Origin of the sequence: Uliginosibacterium sp. 31-16, from assembly GCF_030730865.1 — a bacterium.
GTDB lineage: Bacteria > Pseudomonadota > Gammaproteobacteria > Burkholderiales > Rhodocyclaceae > Uliginosibacterium.
Window position 1 is genome coordinate 1,492,596 of sequence record NZ_JAVALZ010000001.1, and the last position, 16,238, is coordinate 1,508,833.

The 16,238-nt window shown below is 63.6% G+C and carries 16 protein-coding genes; 3 read left to right on the forward strand and 13 right to left on the reverse strand.

The genetic code is table 11. From position 1 onward, the window contains the following. Positions 1 to 21 precede the first annotated feature (21 nt). The 12 genes from Q9Q94_RS06980 to Q9Q94_RS07035 form a co-directional block, all read right to left on the reverse strand. Positions 22 to 1,029 carry an energy transducer TonB gene (locus Q9Q94_RS06980; RefSeq protein ID WP_305979304.1) on the reverse strand — a complete coding sequence of 336 codons (1,008 nt, stop codon included), beginning with the start codon at positions 1,027 to 1,029 and terminating at the stop codon, positions 22 to 24. A 10-nt stretch (positions 1,030 to 1,039) separates the two neighbouring features. Then, a complete protein-coding gene (locus tag Q9Q94_RS06985) occupies positions 1,040 to 2,962 on the reverse strand; it encodes a ribonuclease catalytic domain-containing protein (RefSeq protein ID WP_305979305.1) in 1,923 nt (640 codons plus the stop codon). Between the two features lie 183 nt (positions 2,963 to 3,145). Beyond that, positions 3,146 to 4,021, reverse strand: a complete 876-nt coding sequence (gene rarD / locus Q9Q94_RS06990; protein ID WP_305979306.1) for an EamA family transporter RarD — start codon at positions 4,019 to 4,021, stop codon at positions 3,146 to 3,148. Then, complete coding sequence (locus Q9Q94_RS06995; RefSeq protein WP_305979307.1) at positions 4,018 to 4,590, reverse strand: YqiA/YcfP family alpha/beta fold hydrolase; 573 nt, start codon at positions 4,588 to 4,590, stop codon at positions 4,018 to 4,020. Before Q9Q94_RS06995 ends, rarD begins: the two co-directional genes overlap by 4 nt. A 3-nt stretch (positions 4,591 to 4,593) precedes the next feature. Beyond that, the gene (locus tag Q9Q94_RS07000; protein WP_305979308.1) at positions 4,594 to 5,535 is read right to left on the reverse strand and encodes an undecaprenyl-diphosphate phosphatase; all 942 of its coding nucleotides are present in this window, start codon (positions 5,533 to 5,535) and stop codon (positions 4,594 to 4,596) included. A gap of 68 nt (positions 5,536 to 5,603) precedes the next feature. Next, positions 5,604 to 5,855: a YkgJ family cysteine cluster protein gene (locus Q9Q94_RS07005; protein WP_305979309.1), complete on the reverse strand. Its 252-nt coding sequence runs from the start codon at positions 5,853 to 5,855 to the stop codon at positions 5,604 to 5,606. 166 nt (positions 5,856 to 6,021) lie between these two features. Continuing rightward, positions 6,022 to 6,336, reverse strand: coding sequence for a DUF3325 domain-containing protein (locus Q9Q94_RS07010; RefSeq protein WP_305979310.1), 315 nt, complete (start codon positions 6,334 to 6,336; stop codon positions 6,022 to 6,024). Then, positions 6,329 to 8,026 (reverse strand): PepSY domain-containing protein, encoded by a 1,698-nt coding sequence (locus tag Q9Q94_RS07015; protein ID WP_305979311.1) that lies wholly within the window; start codon positions 8,024 to 8,026, stop codon positions 6,329 to 6,331. Before Q9Q94_RS07015 ends, Q9Q94_RS07010 begins: the two co-directional genes overlap by 8 nt. Next, positions 8,026 to 8,343 carry an iron uptake protein gene (locus Q9Q94_RS07020; RefSeq protein ID WP_305979312.1) on the reverse strand — a complete coding sequence of 106 codons (318 nt, stop codon included), beginning with the start codon at positions 8,341 to 8,343 and terminating at the stop codon, positions 8,026 to 8,028. The genes Q9Q94_RS07015 and Q9Q94_RS07020 overlap by 1 nt, the downstream gene beginning before the upstream one ends. Before the next feature lie 112 nt (positions 8,344 to 8,455). Further along, positions 8,456 to 10,843: a TonB-dependent receptor gene (locus Q9Q94_RS07025; RefSeq protein ID WP_305979313.1), complete on the reverse strand. Its 2,388-nt coding sequence runs from the start codon at positions 10,841 to 10,843 to the stop codon at positions 8,456 to 8,458. Between the two features lie 123 nt (positions 10,844 to 10,966). After that, entirely contained in the window at positions 10,967 to 12,139 is a 1,173-nt protein-coding gene (locus Q9Q94_RS07030) for a FecR family protein (RefSeq protein ID WP_305979314.1), read from the reverse strand. A gap of 91 nt (positions 12,140 to 12,230) precedes the next feature. Next, entirely contained in the window at positions 12,231 to 12,773 is a 543-nt protein-coding gene (locus Q9Q94_RS07035; protein WP_305979315.1) for an RNA polymerase sigma factor, read from the reverse strand. Positions 12,774 to 13,027: 254 nt separating this feature from the next. On the opposite strand from Q9Q94_RS07035, the gene Q9Q94_RS07040 reads away from it, so the two are divergent. From Q9Q94_RS07040 to Q9Q94_RS07050, 3 genes are read left to right on the forward strand one after another with little or no spacing between them, the layout of a single operon-like run. After that, the gene (locus tag Q9Q94_RS07040; RefSeq protein ID WP_305979316.1) at positions 13,028 to 13,480 is read left to right on the forward strand and encodes a hemerythrin domain-containing protein; all 453 of its coding nucleotides are present in this window, start codon (positions 13,028 to 13,030) and stop codon (positions 13,478 to 13,480) included. Beyond that, the gene (locus Q9Q94_RS07045) at positions 13,477 to 13,704 is read left to right on the forward strand and encodes a DUF2249 domain-containing protein (protein WP_305979317.1); all 228 of its coding nucleotides are present in this window, start codon (positions 13,477 to 13,479) and stop codon (positions 13,702 to 13,704) included. Before Q9Q94_RS07040 ends, Q9Q94_RS07045 begins: the two co-directional genes overlap by 4 nt. A 1-nt stretch (position 13,705) precedes the next feature. Further along, a complete protein-coding gene (locus Q9Q94_RS07050) occupies positions 13,706 to 14,986 on the forward strand; it encodes a hypothetical protein (RefSeq protein ID WP_305979318.1) in 1,281 nt (426 codons plus the stop codon). A 10-nt stretch (positions 14,987 to 14,996) separates the two neighbouring features. Here Q9Q94_RS07050 and Q9Q94_RS07055 read toward each other — a convergent pair whose 3' ends face one another. After that, positions 14,997 to 16,199 carry a DUF2252 domain-containing protein gene (locus Q9Q94_RS07055; RefSeq protein ID WP_305979319.1) on the reverse strand — a complete coding sequence of 401 codons (1,203 nt, stop codon included), beginning with the start codon at positions 16,197 to 16,199 and terminating at the stop codon, positions 14,997 to 14,999. Between the last annotated feature and the right edge of the window lie 39 nt (positions 16,200 to 16,238).

Consider the following 16,238-nt stretch of genomic DNA (forward strand, 5'->3'; position numbering starts at 1 on the left):
CGGGGGACATCACTCAGTGGGTCACTGTCCGATGCTGATGTCGTCGGTGGTGAAGCGCATGGTCCGGGTCAGCACCAGGATGTCGTACTCTTTGCGGATGTCCGGCGGAAAGGCTGCAAACGGTGCCGAGAGCTTGATGATCCGCAGCGCTGCCTCGTTGAGCTTGGTATTGCGATCCGGGCGCACCACGTCGACGGAGGCAAGGCTGCCGTCGGGGCGGATCTCGATGGAAACCAGCACGCTGCCGTAGAGCGAGCCCCGTTCGCCACGCGGGAAGTTGAGTTCGCCGACCCGCTCCAGCTTCATGCGGAAAGCCTCGCCGTACTGGGCCAGGTTGTATTCCCGGGTGCGTGGTGAAATGAAGCCTTTCTTGGGGCGTGCAGCGTAGTCGCTGACGCTCTTCTCAACCACGGCTTCCTGGCGCGCGATGGCTTTTTTGGTGCTCAGGTCCAGCCCGCCCTTGGGTTGCGGCGTGTCGGCGGGCTGCTCTTCGTTCTTGCTCTGACGCTCGCGGGCAGCACTGATCTCTGTCGCCTTGTTGCGCGCCAGCAGTTCCCGCTGCAGGGTTTCCAGCTGCTGCACTTTCTGCTGGGTTTCGACCAGCGCATCGCCGTCGCGTGTTGCATCCTGCGGCGGCAGGGGCGAGGTCGGCATGTTTTTCTGGTCAGCCTGCTCGCCACCTCCGTCCAGATTGGCCTGAGCCAGGGCCTGGGCGTCCTTGGGCGCGCGCTTGTGCTTGGCGTTGACCAGCACGACCTGCAGGCCCTGATCGCGCTGTTTGCGCAAACCGCCATCGGGGTTGATGAAGTGGGTAGCCAGCAGCAGGCCATGAGCCAGTGCGGAGAATCCGATACCGAAGACCAGCGCGTGCATGATCATCCACTGGCGGACGCGCTGCATCGGTTCGCTTTCGCGCCGCTTCATCTCGCGCACGACCGCCGGCACGCGCGGCTTCTTGGCGACCTGCGTGGCAGGTGCTTGAGCGGACGTGGGCTTGAGGACGCGAGGTGGGCGGTTAGGTGCAGACATCGCGAGGATTCTACGCGAGCGGGGTTTCTTCTTCCTCGCCGTCGGTCCCGTCATCCGCTGTGGTCAGCGGCGGCAGGGTAGCGAGGTATTTGCCGCGCAGCTCGATTTCGACCAGATCGCTGCTCTCGATGGCGAACTGCACGCGTTCGTGCGGCTTCACCTCACCCGGCAGGGAGTGCAGCTTGAAGACGAAGGGCACGGCTTCGCAACGCAGGATGTTCTCGCGCAGCACCTTGGCAGTGGCTTCCTTCTCGCCACTCTGGCGCAACCAGCGCAAGGCCCAGTAGCGCTCCATGCCGCGCTGGAATTCGTTGTAGGCGCTGTAGGTGGCGTCAAAGTCGTTCATCGCCGCGGCGAGTTCGGCCGAGCCTGGCGCGAAGGGCGCGTCCACGCCCTGCAGGTGAGCAATGAGCTGCCACTGATTGCACAGGTCGACGTAGCGCCGCAGCGGGCTGGACGACCAGGCGTAGCAATCGACGCCGAGGCCGTCATGCGGCGCGGCAGCGGTGGTCATGCGCACCCGGCCGCCGGTTTGGGCGCGGTAGATCGCCGGAATGCCGGCTTCGTGCAGCAGCTTGCCCCAGCTGGAGTTGGCCAGAATCATCAGCTCGGCGACCAGCTTGTCCAGCGGCGAGCCACGGCGGCGCTGCTCGATGGTGATGTGCCCGGGGCCGTCCTTCGTCTCCTGCGACCAGTCGACGGTGTAGTTGAAGTCCAGCTGGTTCTGGTTGGCCGAGGGCTTGCCACGCCCGGCTTCCAGCACTGTGGCGAACTCCCACAGGGTTTTCAGCTCGGCCATGTAGGGTGCGTCGGGCAAGTCGCCCTGCAAGCTTTCTTCGTTGAAGACGGGTTCGATGTCGTGGTGGCGCAGATTGGCCGAAACATGCACGCGCTCGATGCGGCTCGTCATGCCAGCGATGCTGAAGTCGCGATTGACCTCGACGTACAGCGACAGCGCCGGGCGCGCCTGACCTTCGCCCAGCGTGTAGGCGGCGACGAGTTCATCCGGCAGCATGGTGATCTTGTTGCCGGGCATGTAGACCGTGGACAGGCGGCGGCGTGCCACCGCATCGACCGGGCAGCCCGGGCGGATGCCCAGACCGGGTGCGGCGATATGGATGCCGACCGTCCAGCCGCCTTCAGCGCGTGGCGCGAGCGAGAAGGCGTCGTCGATTTCGGTGGTGCTGGCGTCGTCGATCGAAAAGGCTTCGACCGGTGCCAGCGGCAGATCATCGGGCAGCGCCGGCGCCATCAGTTCCGGAAAGGCCGTGCCTTCGGGGAAGTATTCGAAGAGGAAGCGGCCCAAATGCAGATCGTGGGTCGACTTGATCGCGCCGACCTTGAGCAGCAGGCGCGGCGCAGACTGACCGCTCTCGTCGGTGGCGGCTTCCAAGGCCTTGGTTTCCAGACGGTTGCGATCCGGTTTGTAGAGCAAGGCTTGCAGCATCGGCGCGAATTCGGCGGGCAGGGAACCAGCGAGCAGTTCGCCCTTCATGCGCTCGACCTGCTCCTGCTGCAGGCGCTTCTTTTCGGCGCCGGCCAGTGCGGCGGCAAGAATCTCGGGTGGTGCCTTGCGGAAACGGCCCTTGCCCTTGCGATGGAAGTGGATCGGCGAGGCGAAGAGCTTCACCAGCACGGCAGTCGCTTCGACCGGCGATGCGGCATGGCCGAAATAGTCGGCAGCGAATTCGCTGAAAGCGAACTCATCGTCGCCACACATTTCCCACAGGAATTCGGTATCCATCTCCGCTGTGGCGGCCTCGGCGCGCGGCATCAATTCACTGGCCGACGGGGCATTGAAGCGCAGCAGCACATTGGCGGCCTTGAGCTTCACGCGTTTGCCCGTGGCGGTTTCCACCTGCAGGGAGGAATCGTTATCAGCGAGGATCGTACCGGTCTTGAAAGACCCGTCCTCTTCGAACAGCACATTCATCAAATTCGGCCTGCGGGGTTTTACGACCGGGGATTATAGCGGGGAAGCAGGCCGGCAAGCCGCTGCAACGGGTATGTCTGGATAGCCGCGTGCAGACTCATTCTTCACCAAGGGGGTTCTGCCAGCCAATGTCCGCCTTGGTCTGCGGGGAGGTGCTTTGCAGGTCCTTGTGCAACAAGGCTTTCAGGCATGTGCCCGGCGCAATGCATCCAGCGAGAAGACTGCCAGCCCGGCCCAGATGAACAGGAAGCTGATCAGGGCCACGTGATCGAAGGTCTCACGGAAGACGAAAACCGCCAGGGCGAACTGCAGGCTGGGGCCTATGTACTGGATGAAGCCCAGGGTGGTGTAGCGCAGGCGGCGTGCGCCGATGGCATACAGCAACAGGGGGATGGCGGTCATTACGCCGGTGCCGGCCAGGGCCGCCATCATGCCGATCCCGGAGAAGTGAGCGTTACCCTGCCAGCCGAGCCAGGCCAGCCAGGCCAATGCAAAGGGCGCGCCGAGCAGGGTTTCGATGAACAGGCCGTCCAGTGCGCCGACCGGGGCCTGCTTGCGCAGCAAGCCGTAAACCGAAAAGGTCACCGCCAGACTCAGTGAGATCCACGGCACCACCCCGAGATGCCACACGCGCCATAACACGCCGGTGCAGGCGAGCGCCACGGCGAGCAATTGCCAGGGCTGCAGGCGTTCGCGCAGGAAGACCGAGGCCAGCAGCACATTCAGCAGGGGGGCAATGAAGTAGCCGAGGCTGGATTCGAGTACATGACCATTGACGATAGCCCACACGAAGAGCAGCCAGTTTACGGCCGTGAGTGCAGTCGTCAGCGACAGCAGGGCTGCCAGACGCGGCTCGCGCCAGATCCGGACCACCACGCCGAAGCCGCCGGCGCGCGGCATGATCAGGGCCAGCAGCAGAAGCGACCACACGACCCGGTGCGACACGGTTTCGAGCGCCGGTACGCCTTGTGTCAGTTTCCAGTACAGCGGGGCGATGCCCCAGATGAAGAACGCCGTGAAAGCGGCCCAGAATCCGCCGCGGTCCTGATCCTTGCTCATCGGCTCAGTCCGGCGAAGGCGATCACCTCGTCGAGATAGTCTTCCCAGCGCGTGAAGCCGTGGTCGCCGCCCGGCAAGACGGTTTGGCGGCTACCAGCGTAGCGCCTGACGGCATGACGATAATCGAGGGTTTCGTCGCCTTCTTCGGCCAGCAGCCAGAAGTTTTCCGGCTGGCGGATCAGGGGTGTATCCAGCGCGGCGATCTGCGCGGCGTGTTCGGCGTTGAACGTGAACCGCTGCGGCGTGTAGAGCATCTCGTGCTCGCCGAGGAACAGGGTCGGGTCGAAGGCTGCATGCGGCACGAAGGGATTGATCACCACTGCGCGCAGCCCGTGCTTCTCGGCCAGATGGGTCACATAAAAACCGCCCAGCGAGCTGCCCGCCAATGCAGGGGGCGTGGCACATGCGGCGATCTGCGCCTCGACCTGGGCGATGACTTCAAACGGCACGGGCGAGAGTTGTGCGCACCACATCCGGTCACTCAGCCCGCGCTGCGCCATGCGCGCGGCGAGTGCCTGCACCTTCTGCGATTGCGGGCCGGAGCGGAAGCCGTGGAGGTAGAGGAGCATGCTTTACATCTCCACCCAATGCACCCAGCCCAGCTGCCAGGTCAGCAGTACGATCAGCCCGAACGCGATGCGGTACCAGGCGAAGACCTTGAAGCTGTGGGTGGAGACGAAACGGATCAGCCAGCGCACCACGAAGAAGGCGGAGACGAAGGAGGCGAGCATGCCGACGGTCCACATGCCGATGTCGTCCATCGAGAGCAGCGCGCGCTCCTTGTACAGCTCGTACAGTGAGGCGATGCCCAGGGTCGGGATGGCGAGGAAGAAGGTGAATTCGGTGGCGGCTTTGCGTGACAGGCCGAAAAGCATGCCGCCGATGATCGTCGCGCCGCTGCGCGAGGTGCCGGGGATCAGAGCAAACGCCTGGGCGATGCCGACCTTGAGGCCATCCAGCCAGTTCATTGATTCGACCGTGGCGACGCGCTCATGGTGACTCTTGCGTTCGGCCCACAGGATGATCAGGCCGCCCACGATGAAGGTGGTGGCGACCACCGGGGCGTTGAACAGATGCAGCTTGAGCCACTTGCCGAAGACCAGCCCCAGTGCGGCCAGCGGTATGAAGGCGATGGCGACGTTGAGCAGCAGGCGCAAGGAGGCTGCCTGCTGCATGAAAGCGCCGAAGAGGCGCTGCCATTGCTGGAACACTTCACTGCGCGAGCGGCCTGGCTGCAGCAGACGCTTGCCGAACTTGCCGCTGAGGGCGAGCGCGGCGATGCCTTCCCGGGTTCCCTGCATGCAGGCCAGGCTCAGGCGCTGACGGTATTCCCACACCACGGCGAGGATCGCGGCGGACTGGATGACGATCAGGAACAGCTTGGCGCGCTCGCCAGTGAAGTCCAGCAGCGCACTGCCGAGGATCAGATGTCCGGTCGAGGAAATCGGCAGGAATTCGGTCAGACCTTCGATGATGCCGAGGAGTGCGGCCTTGAGCAGAAGCAGGAGATCCATGGGAAGCGGAAAGTGGGGAGTGGATGGCGGGGATTATACGAGGCGCGGCATGACAGCCCGTAGCGGGCTCAGCGCGTTTCCCTTTCCAGGTGGCCCAGCCAGCGCAGCGCCTGCTCGCGCGAGTCGCCGCACATTTCTTCAGACGGCTGCAGGCTGCCGCATACCGCCGGGCGTTCCGGCGAGCCGAAAATCTGGCAGGCATCGTTCTCGTCGAGCTGGATGCAGCGCACGCCAGCCGGTTTGCCATCAGGCATGCCGGGGATCGGGCTGGAGATCGAAGGCGCGATGCAGCAGGCGGCGCAACGGGGACGGCAGTGCATGTCGGGCGTGGGGAGCGGGGTTGCGACAATGATGCCTGAAAACGCCCGTCGTGCGTGGCGTTGCAAGGATGCATGCTGAAGAGCCGCGCCAGGAGCGGCTCTTCAGCACATGCGCGTGAACGAGTGAAATCCGGCTGCGGAGCGGGTGCTTTGGATTCTGCCGGGCTCAGTGAGCACGCAGCGGGCAGAGTACGCGCAACAGGGCGGGGCGCCAGGCCAGAGCAAGGGCTACCGTCAGGGCACTGGCGGCGAGCAGCATGAACCACACCAGCACTGCCATCGAGGGCCGGTCTGCCAGCATGCTGGCGACGGCCGACGCCGCCAGCATGACAGTGCCGAAGCCACGCAGCGTCCGCCGTGGCGCATCGGCCCGGCTTGCAGGACGCGGCATGACCTGATCCCAGTGCATTGCCAGCGCCAGCCAGGTCATGCCGGTCAGGCTCAGGACGGCGGCGATGATAAGCCACAGGCTTTCAGGCATTGGCCACCTCCACCGGGTCTGCTGCGCCCATGGCCACCGGATGACGTTCGCGTCGGGCGAGTTTGAGAGCGGCTGCGATGGCCAGCCCGGCACAGACCAGCAGACTCAGATCCACGCCGGCCACTGCCAGGTACGGATCAAGGAACAGTGTTTTCAGCAGGTGATCACCCGTGGTGATGGCGTTCAGTGCGACAGCTGCCAGCGCCAGCGCGGCAATGGTCCAGCACTGCTCGCGCCAGGCCGGGTTGATGCGTGCCTGTGCTACGGGGGCGCCACGCAGCGCGGCATGCACGAAGCTGAGTGCCCACAGGCCCCAGAAAATCTGCTGCTCCCAGGCGCCCTTGTCCGTCAGCCCTGCCGGCAGCAGACGGTTGGCTACCAGGATGCCGATGGCAGCGATGATCATGCCGGTGACGCAGCCGACAGCCAGGGCGTCGACCACACGGGCTCCCTGCAGGCCGGACCTTGCATGTTGCTGCTTGCGTTTCTCGACGAAGAAGATGAAACCCGTGGCAATGCACACGCAGCCGAGCAGGCCGCCCAGCACGTAGAGCCAGCGCAGCAGCCAGTGTTCGAAGTGCTGCAGGTGCAGACCGGCGAGGAATTCGTTGAGCGCCGGCACCGGCGCGCGTGGTGGCTCCTCGCGCAGTACTTCGCCTGTGCTGGCCTTGAAGTGGATGGCCTCGCCGACCAGCGCCACGCGATCACTGCCAGCACGGTAGATGCTCACATAGCCATTCGCGTCGCCCATGTGCTGCAGTTGCAGGAAGCCGACCTCGCCAGCCATGTCGCGCGCGGCCCAGCGGCGCCTGGCCTCCGCCATCATGGCGTCGACGGAGGCCAGCGGTGCCGGGATGCCGGCGCGCGCATGCGGCAAGCCGGTCTCGCGCGCCTCGATGATTTCATGCTGGTCATGCAGGGGTTTGAGCTGGAACTGCGAGACCGGGAAATAGTAGAAGCCGGCAAAGATCAGCAAACCCGTGAAGGCGAAGAAGAAATGGAAGGGCAGGGCGACGACGCCCGTGAGGTTGTGCAGATCGAGCAGGCTGCGCTGGGTCTGCTTGGCGGGGCGGAAGGTGAAGAATTCACGGAAGAATTTGCGATGCATGATCACGCCGGTCACGAGCGCGGCGAGCATGACCAGACCTGCCAGACCGACGATGAAGATGCCCATGTTCCGCCACTGCCAGTTCAGGCTGTAGTGCATGGGATAGAACCACTGGCTGCCGATCTTGAGCTGGTCCGAAGGCACTGCTGCGCCGCTGCGCGGGTCGATGGTGGCGTTGCCGTGGATGTGGTTGTGCCCGTCTGGATCCTTGGCCAGTGGCACGCGAAAGCCTGCGCCGATGGCCAGCACCGGATCGCGGTGGGTGGTGTAGGCCCAGTATTCGTCAGCAGGAAGTGACAGGCGCGGGGTCTGCGGACCCTTGGCAGGATCATGCATGGCGGGCATGTTCAGCGCGTAGTCGGCTGGGTCCGCCTCAAGCCGTGCGAATGCCGGCGCGAGGACCTTGTCGAACGAAGGCATCGGTTGCGGCGCGAAACGTGTTTCGGGCAGCGCCCAGCGGTCGATCTCGCGATCAAATACCGACAGTGCGCCGAAGAAGAAACAGCTCATCAGCACATAACCCAGTACGAGGCCGAACCAGGTGTGCAACCAGGCCATGGATTGGCGGAAGTTTGCGAACATCAAAGTCCCCAGGACAGGATCTGGCGCTGCAGCAGCAGAGCCACGACATGGAATAGCAGCGCGCCAACCGGCAAAGCCGTCGCTACGCGCAGCGCGCTGCGGGTGGCAAAAGCCCACAGGAAAACCGTGAGGAAGGCCAGCAGGCCCAGCATCAGCGAGGCTGTTTCGGCATCGTGAAATGGCATGCCCAACCCCACCAGAACTGTCGTACTGCAGGCCACAAAACTCCAGGAGAACGCCCAGCCGCCGAGGATGGCGGCAAGGATGCGGAGCGGCAGACTGAATTTCCGTAAGGAGGCGGTGAGCGGAATAGTCATGTTGCGATGAGAGATTCTGGATTTGAAATGGCAGTCGCCCCGGGCCGACGAGGTCGGTCCGGGGCTTGCGCCTCACCCCTGCGTACGCCGGGGCGAGGGGGTGGATCTGCGTTCAGAGCTTGTAATCAAGCGAAAGATAGGCGCTGCGCGGTTCGCCATAAATCGCGCCATAAGCAACCCCCGTTACATATTTCTTGTTGAACAGGTTGTTGATGTTCAGGCGCGCGGTGAGGTCTTTCGTGAGCTGGTAGCTGGTGAATGCATCTGCGATGAAATAAGCATCCTGCCGGGCGCCGCCATCCTTTCGCACATCGGATTGCCAGCGTGTGGCGAGCCCCATGCGCAGCTCGGGCAATGTTGGCAGGCTGCTGTCAACGCGTGCCTTGAGCGTGCTGCGCGGCACCCATTCGTAGATGTCATTGCCATCCGGGCCGGTCAGCTTGAGGCGGGTGAAGCCGAGTGCTACGCGGGTGTCGCGGCCGAGCTTGCCGTTGGCTTCAATTTCGAAGCCGCTGGACTTCACATCTTTCGGCACGTAGGCATACTGGCCGCTGCCGGTCATGCCGTCGTAGGTTGCCAGTCCGGCCTGCTTGGCGCTGAACACGGCAAAGCTGGTGAGCAGGCGCTTGTCCAGCCAGTCGGCCTTGACCCCGACTTCGCGATTGACGCCTCTCATCGGAGCCAGATAGGCGCCGCTGTAGTCGGTCTGATCCTGATTCTGGAAGATATCCGAATAAGACACATAGCCCAGCAGATTGCGTGTGAAATCGTAGGTCAGGCCCGCGTAAGGGCTGGATTTTCGCGTGTCGGGGTAGTCGGTGGTGGTGGTGACCGAACCGTAACGCGAGCTGCCTTCACGTGCGAGTTTCACGGAGTTGATGCCCAGGATTGCCCGCAGATCGTCCGTGACCGCCAGGCGCGAGGCCGCATAGAGGCGGGTCAGGGCTTGTTCGCCACCGGTGCTTGGCGTGCGCGGCCCCCAATCGGGCTCGGCGTATACGTTGCCGTCATAGGGGAAGGCCGGCAGCGGCAGGAGCATGTGGGCGGCATCGACGGCAAAGGTGTCGGTCTCGGTTTTTTCCGTGGAATGGCTCAGGCCTGCGATCAGTTCGTGCTTGCGACCGAAGAGCTTGAAGCTGCCGCTGAGGTTGGCGTCGAGCAGATTGCTGTCAGTTTTCGCGAAGCTGCCGTAGGGCCAGCCGACCAGACCGGTGTTGTCGGCATTGAGGCCACCTGACAGTGAGTAGGCATAGAGCAGGCGTGTTTCTTCCTCGGCCTGACGGTGGTTGTAGGTGAGCTTGGCTTCCCAGTCACTGCCGAGGAAATGGGTGTATTCGGCGAATGCGCTGGTGGCCTTGGTGTCCCAGAAGGTCCATTTCTGCGAAGTGGACGAACTGGTGTCAAAGCTCGCCTGATCGCCACCGTTCAGGTAATTCAGGGTCAGCGAACCCCACATCGGCGATTTCTGGTGATTGTCCTGATGCGTGACGCCAACGCTCAGCACGCCATTGCTGCCGATCTGGCTGTCCAGCACGCCGTACAGGGTTGTGTTGCGGTCATTCAGATCGCGGATCCAGGAGTCCTTGTCCTGATGGATCAGTACGACCCGGCCGGCGATGCCGCCGTCTTCGGTCAATACCTTGTTGTAGTCGAGAGCCAGACGTTTCTTGTCGTAAGAGCCGCCGCCCAGGCTGATTTCGCCGCCGTCCGTGTTCTTGGGGCGCTTGCGTACATAGTTGATGGTGCCCGAGGAGTTGCCGACCCCGGTCAGCAGTCCGTTGGCCCCGCGGATGACTTCGATCTTGTCGAACAGATAGGTGTCCTGCTGACCGACGACGGTACCCCAGCTATTGGTCATGCCAAGGCCGTCAATCTGGGTCAGCTGGACTTCGAAACCGCGAGAGTTGAAGGTGGCGCGGTTGGTTTCGTACTGTTCGACATTCAGGCCGGTGACCATTTCCACGGCCTTGTTGCTGCCAGTGACGCCGTAGTCGCGGATTTCAGCAGCATCGAGCGTGCTGATGCTCTGGGGGGTTTCCTTGATTTCCATTGGCAGGCCAGTCGCCCCTTTGGAAACTCGGTTGGCCCGCAGGCCCATGACGGCGATGGGGGCGAGCTCTTTGGCGTCGGTCCCCGCGGCGGGGGGCGTGGCCTTTTTCACTACCACGGCAGCCCCATTCACGCTTGCTTCCAGTCCGCTGCCTGCGAGCATACGTTCCAGCGCCTGGCGTGGTGTGAGCTGTCCGGAAACAGCCGGTGCCGTTTTGCCGGCCACCAAGTCGGCCGGGAAGCTTAGTTGCAGACCCGCTTGACGAGCCAGTTCATTGAGCGCCTGTCCAAGAGCTTGCGCCGGGATCTGGATGGTGCCGGACGCTGCCGTGGCGGCCGGAATGCTGCTTTGGGCATGGGCTGTGCTGGCTCCGCCAGCGGCAAGAACGAGAGCGACGGCCATCGCCAGAGGTGTGGGGGTGAAACGCTTCTTCAGCAGCGCTGCGCGCATGGTTGAGAACTCCTGCATCGGTGGTTGATTGCCGGACCCGGCACTACGCCTGAAGGTCCTCCTGCCGATGAAGACGCAGCACCCTCCCCTGATCCTCATGTTGCAAATGAGAATCTTTTCTATTTATTTTGTTTGCGCGATTATTTCGGTGAGTTCGCCGTGTCGTCGCAGGCGCACTGGCAAAAGCTCCGGCAGCACCCTGGCGAATTCTTGATGCTGGTGCAGGGAATAGCTGCCGCCCACGGGCAGGGCTGCGACCACAGGGTCGCGTACGATCAGGCCGGTGTAACCATAGCGCTCGAATTCCGCGATGGCCTCGGCCAGTGGTGTCTGATCGAAACTCACGCGGCCGCTGCGCCAAGGGGCTACGGCCGTCGTCTGCATTGTGATTACCGCACCAAGATTGCCTTGTCCGTCGGCTACAAGCCGTTGTCCGGCAACCAGCTCCAGAGCAGCCTGAGTGTCAGTGTTGGCTGGAGCGACCCGTACCCGTCCTTCCTCGACCTCCACTACGGTCTGGCCAGCATTACGTCCGCTGCGACTGTGGCGTACCGAGAAGCGTGTCCCCACCACCGTGATGCGGACATTGCCAGCCCAGATGTGGAAGGGGCGCTGTGCATCCGGATGCACGGCGAACATGGCCTGCCCCTCCTGCAGACGGACTTCCCGTCGGTCGCGGTACAGGCTCACCGCCGCCTCACTGGCTGCGTCCAGTTGCAGCGTGCTTCCCTGGCCGGGGGCGTCCGGCAGAGTCAGGCTCAACTGCTGACCACGTGCAGTGGCGTAGGTGTGTTCAAAAACAGGGCGCTGCTGCCACCACAGACCGCCGAGCCAGACCGCCGCACACAATGCAAAAACAGTGGTCGTCAAGGCCGCCTGTGGCCAGTAGCCTTGATGCAGGACATGCCACCAGCGAGAGCGAGAGAGAGGCGCCGGCTTCCGCGCGGGCTGGAGTGCGGCGGGCTTGTCAGCAGAGTATCTGCGCTTCAGTGCTGTCAGCTCACTGGCAGATAGTTGCTGAAGTTCATCAATGGTATGTGCCATGTCATCCAGAGCCCTGACGTGCCGGGGTTCTGTAGCCAGCCAGTCAGCCAACGCGGCCGCCTGAGCTGGGTTCAGGCCGCTGCGCTTGCGCAACGCCCAGATGGCGGCCTGGATATCTGCCGAATTCTGTGTCAATGCAAAGGCCTCGAACTCGGACGCTTCTGCGTCGGGGTCGGGGTCGGGGTCGGGGGCCGGGGCCGGGGCCGGGGCCGGGGCCGGGGCATGAGTAAATTCGTTGCAACGCAGATTCATGATGGGGATGAGGATGGCTCTCAGGAGGTAGACGCACGGAGGAGGATATTTCCTCAGATATCCGGCCGTTTTGAAGGAGGACGTCGGCGGACTATAGTCCGGAGCGGGGTGACTCAGCGCCGGTCGAGGCTTCGGGCATCAGCGTGTGGCGACATTGCTTGCAGGTCAGCATGCCTCGAACGATGTGTTTCTCGACCATGCTGACTGATATCCCCATTCGCTGCGCTACCTCGGCCTGGCTGAGATCTTCGAAGATGTGCAGCACGAAAGCTTCACGACAGCGTGGTGGTAGTGCCTCGATTGCGGTCGTGTAAGCGTGGATGTTCTGACGCGAAGCCAGCGCTTCTTCTGGCTGCAGATGACGTGGCGCAGGTGGATGCTGCGCTTCTGGCATGGAATCCAGTGCTTCGTGCTGGCGCACGGCTTTGCGACGGGACTGATCAATGAGCAGATTGCGTGCCGTACGGTAAAGAAAGGCACGCACGTCGAAAATCGTTTGCCCGCTGCTTTGTAGCGTCAATACCCTGAGACAGCTTTCCTGCGCCAGGTCAGCGGCTGCGTCATGGTCGTTGACCTGACGGATCAGAAAGCTCAGTAATTCGCGGTGATAGCGCTCCAGCACAATACGGCTCACAAATAAGAATCATTCTCATTTTATCTGTGAGCGGGGAGCTTGTGATCTGACCGGAAGCAAAAAATCCTGCATTGCCTGGGTGGAGCGGAGTGAAAAGACAGAAACCCGAAGCTGGGATGCGGCCTGAGAGGCGGCGCTAATTCTGAATAGCGCGCCTTTGTCCTGCAGTGGGGGTGTGCCGATTGACCCGAGTCAATTACAGCTTGCCGCGTGGTTTTTCATACTGCGCCCACACTCCCTGCATGGACAAGACAATGAGCACGACAACTTTCGATCAATACCTGATGGCGGATCATCGCGATTGCGATGCGCTGCTGGGGGCACTGCGGCAGCTCGCCGGTGCGGGCGACTGGGAAGGCGCAGGCAGCGCCTTCCAGAGCCTGCGCAAGGATGTGCTGGCGCATTTTGCGGCCGAGGAAGAGGTGCTGTTCCCTGCGTTCGAGGCGGCGAGCGGAATGACATGCGGGCCGACCCGCGTGATGCGCATGGAGCACGACGAAGTTCGCGATCTGCTCGAAGACCTGAGCCTTGACATGAGCGAACAGGATGGCGAAGGTGTGCGTGGTCATGGCGAGGCGCTGCTGATCCTGCTGCAGCAACACAACATGAAGGAAGAGCACATCCTCTACCCGGCGGCCCTGCAATCCGCCGGTGCGCAGGCGGCGGAGCTGTCGGCGCAGGTCATTGCCCGGCGTGAAGCAGCATGAGCATCCTGCTGGATGTCCGTGGCCTGCCGCCCTGCGAGCCCTTCGAGCGCACCCTGGCGGCGCTGGATGAATTGCCGGCGGGTGAAACGCTGGAGGTGCTGATTCATCGCGAACCCTTCCCTCTGTATGAGCTGCTGCGCGAGCGTGGCTTTGCGTGGCAGGTCGCGCGTGAAGATTTCAGCGGTTACGAACAGTTCCGCATCTGCATCAGCCGGCAAGGCTGAGATGCAGCTCGTTTCGACTGAAGCATCGCCTCCGCCCGGGCTGACCTTCGCCAGTATGCTTGCGGGCCTTCTCGGCATGCTGGCTGCGGCCTTGCTGCTGGTGTGGCAGCCCGAGGCCCTGTTCACGCGCTGGCATCCGGCGGCGCTCGCCGCAGTGCATCTGTTCGCGCTGGGGGGGCTGATGCCGGTGATGCTCGGCGCCCTGTATCAGTTTGTGCCGGTGGCTTGCGGCCTGGCCCTGCCGCGCTGGGGTGGGCTGGACTGGCTGATCCTGTTTGCGCTGCTGGCGGGGGCGTTTGCGCTCGCTGGCGGCTTCCTCTTCGGTGGCCCGCTGTGGCTCGCCAGCGCCGGTGTGCTGCTGTTGGGCAGCCTGCTGGCGGCAGGCGTGCGGCTGGCCTGGTCGCTGTGGCATCAGCCCTTGCGCAGCGAGATGGTGGCGGCCCTGCGACGCAGTGCGCTCGCGCTGGGCGGTACGCTGACACTGGGTGCCGTGCTGCTGGGCGTCCTGCTGTTTGGCTGGCCGCTGCCGCTGATGGTCATCGTTGATTGGCATGCGCTGTGGGGGATCGCTGGCTGGGTGAGCGGGCTGGTTGTCAGCGTGGCCAGCGTGGTGGTGCCGATGTTTCACGTAACCCAAGCGTATCCCCGCCAGTGGAATTGGGCCACGCGCGGACTGCTCCTTGCCTTGCTGCTGGGCAGTGCCGCCGCGTGGCTGGAAACTGGCTGGCTGGCGAGCGCCGCCTGCGTGCTGCTGACGCTGCTTGGGCTGGGGTTTGGCATTCTGACGGCGCAGCGCGTGCGGGCATCAAAGCGCGGCGAGCGCGACGCTTTCCATTGGGGCTGGCTGGGCGTGGCGGCGATCAGTGTGCTGCTGGCGGTGCTCGGGGCACTGGCGCATTTTTCGCCAGATCCGCGCTGGAGCGTGGTCTTCGGCGTGCTGGCGCTGGCCGGCCTGGGGGGCGGCACGGTCAGCGTGATGCTGTATCGCATCGTGCCCTTCCTGATCTGGCTGCACTGGCAGCGTGCCAACAAGGCGCGGGCCCGTCTGCCCTTGCTGCATCAGATCGTGCCGGAGCGCTGGCAGCGAGTCCAGCTCGCCAGCGAGCTGATGGCGCTGGTCTTGCTGTGCCTCGCGGCGTTCGTCCCCGCGCTGACACAGGCGGGGGCATTGCTGCTGGCGATGGGCAAGCTCGGCCAGACTGCGCTGCTGGCGCGGGCGATGCGTGATTACCGCCAGCGTCTGGCGATTCTCAAGACCCTGCCGCCGCGCGTGCGCACCTGAGCCATGTCGCTCATGGCCTGAAAGCGCCGTCGTCGTAGGCCTGGCAGTAAATCTTCCAGTCCGCATTGACCTGCCCGGCGCCAATTTCGGCCAGCGCCATGATGCGCTTGCGCCATTTGCGTTTGGTGCCGAACTCGATCAGTGCGTCGGCATTGGCGGCGCCTTTGCGCCCGCTGCTGCGCAGCTGTGCCCAGGCAACGAGCTGACCCATCTGGACCAGCAGCTCGCGGAACTGGCGGGTTTTGCCGGCGCACCGGTCGAGATTGATGCGGTCTTGTGAGGGCTGCAGCTCACGTAGCACACAGCTGCGTTTGCCGAGTTCGACCGGATGAAGGAATGCCGTCGGGATCGCCTGCATCATCGTCTGCACACCGATGACGCGTTCTGCCTCAGAGCCCCAGCGAGGCTCCGGCGTATGCAGGTGCGGGGTCAGCGTGGAAAGAGGGGCTTCCTTCAGGTCAAGCAGATAGTGTTCGTCCGGAGCGCCACGGCCGCGCACCAGGATGACATAGCGTTCCAGCCCCAGGCTGGCTGTGCCGCTGACGCGCCGCGCGATGTCCAGAACCTTGAAGAATTCCGGGTTTTCCTGCCGGGCTGCGAAGTTGTCGAGTAGCGCTGCGACTTGTGCGTATTGCTTGTCGCTGGCCGGCAGCGCCTTGTCGCCATCCGTGCGCAGGCTGCGCTGCTTGCCCCGGCGCCGCGTGCGGCTGTCGAGCAGATCCTTGCGGCTGCGCTCGCGCAGGTCTTCCAGATGCTCGCGGATCAGGCCTTCGGCGGTGTCGCGTTCCAGCCAGCGTGCCTTGCCAGCGCTCAGCGCATCGGCATAAGCGTCGATAAAGGCGCTGCCATGCTCAAGGGCGTCTTCATGTTTGAAATGCAGGCCGGGTGCCGCGACGAGCACGCTGCTTACGAAGCGCACGATGCTCCAGGTCGCAGGGGCCAGCGTGGCTTCGTCAAAATCGTTCAGATCGAAATAGACCAGACGGTTGTCGCCTTTGTAACTGCCGAAATTTTCCAGATGCAGATCGCCGCAGGTCCATGCCAGGGGCGCCTTGTCGAAGGCCTTGTCGGCGGGCATGGCGGCATTGAAAAGATGGCAGGTGCCACGCAGGAAGTTGAAGGGCGTCTGGCGCAGGGCGGCGTATTTGAGCGCCAGACGCTCGGGCTCACGTGCTGCGTTGTGGTGGATCAGGCTGTCAATCAGGCGGGACATGGTGCATTCCGAACATGTTGTTGTGCGCCGAGCTTAGCG

Coding starts and splice junctions, on each gene's coding strand:
- Q9Q94_RS06980 (WP_305979304.1), bottom strand. CDS start 1,029: ATGTCTGCACCTAACCGCCCACCTCGCGTCCTCAAGCCCACGTCCGCT.
- Q9Q94_RS06985 (WP_305979305.1), bottom strand. CDS start 2,962: ATGAATGTGCTGTTCGAAGAGGACGGGTCTTTCAAGACCGGTACGATC.
- rarD (WP_305979306.1), bottom strand. CDS start 4,021: ATGAGCAAGGATCAGGACCGCGGCGGATTCTGGGCCGCTTTCACGGCG.
- Q9Q94_RS06995 (WP_305979307.1), bottom strand. CDS start 4,590: ATGCTCCTCTACCTCCACGGCTTCCGCTCCGGCCCGCAATCGCAGAAG.
- Q9Q94_RS07000 (WP_305979308.1), bottom strand. CDS start 5,535: ATGGATCTCCTGCTTCTGCTCAAGGCCGCACTCCTCGGCATCATCGAA.
- Q9Q94_RS07005 (WP_305979309.1), bottom strand. CDS start 5,855: ATGCACTGCCGTCCCCGTTGCGCCGCCTGCTGCATCGCGCCTTCGATC.
- Q9Q94_RS07010 (WP_305979310.1), bottom strand. CDS start 6,336: ATGCCTGAAAGCCTGTGGCTTATCATCGCCGCCGTCCTGAGCCTGACC.
- Q9Q94_RS07015 (WP_305979311.1), bottom strand. CDS start 8,026: ATGTTCGCAAACTTCCGCCAATCCATGGCCTGGTTGCACACCTGGTTC.
- Q9Q94_RS07020 (WP_305979312.1), bottom strand. CDS start 8,343: ATGACTATTCCGCTCACCGCCTCCTTACGGAAATTCAGTCTGCCGCTC.
- Q9Q94_RS07025 (WP_305979313.1), bottom strand. CDS start 10,843: ATGCGCGCAGCGCTGCTGAAGAAGCGTTTCACCCCCACACCTCTGGCG.
- Q9Q94_RS07030 (WP_305979314.1), bottom strand. CDS start 12,139: ATGAATCTGCGTTGCAACGAATTTACTCATGCCCCGGCCCCGGCCCCG.
- Q9Q94_RS07040 (WP_305979316.1), top strand. CDS start 13,028: ATGAGCACGACAACTTTCGATCAATACCTGATGGCGGATCATCGCGAT.
- Q9Q94_RS07045 (WP_305979317.1), top strand. CDS start 13,477: ATGAGCATCCTGCTGGATGTCCGTGGCCTGCCGCCCTGCGAGCCCTTC.
- Q9Q94_RS07050 (WP_305979318.1), top strand. CDS start 13,706: ATGCAGCTCGTTTCGACTGAAGCATCGCCTCCGCCCGGGCTGACCTTC.
- Q9Q94_RS07055 (WP_305979319.1), bottom strand. CDS start 16,199: ATGTCCCGCCTGATTGACAGCCTGATCCACCACAACGCAGCACGTGAG.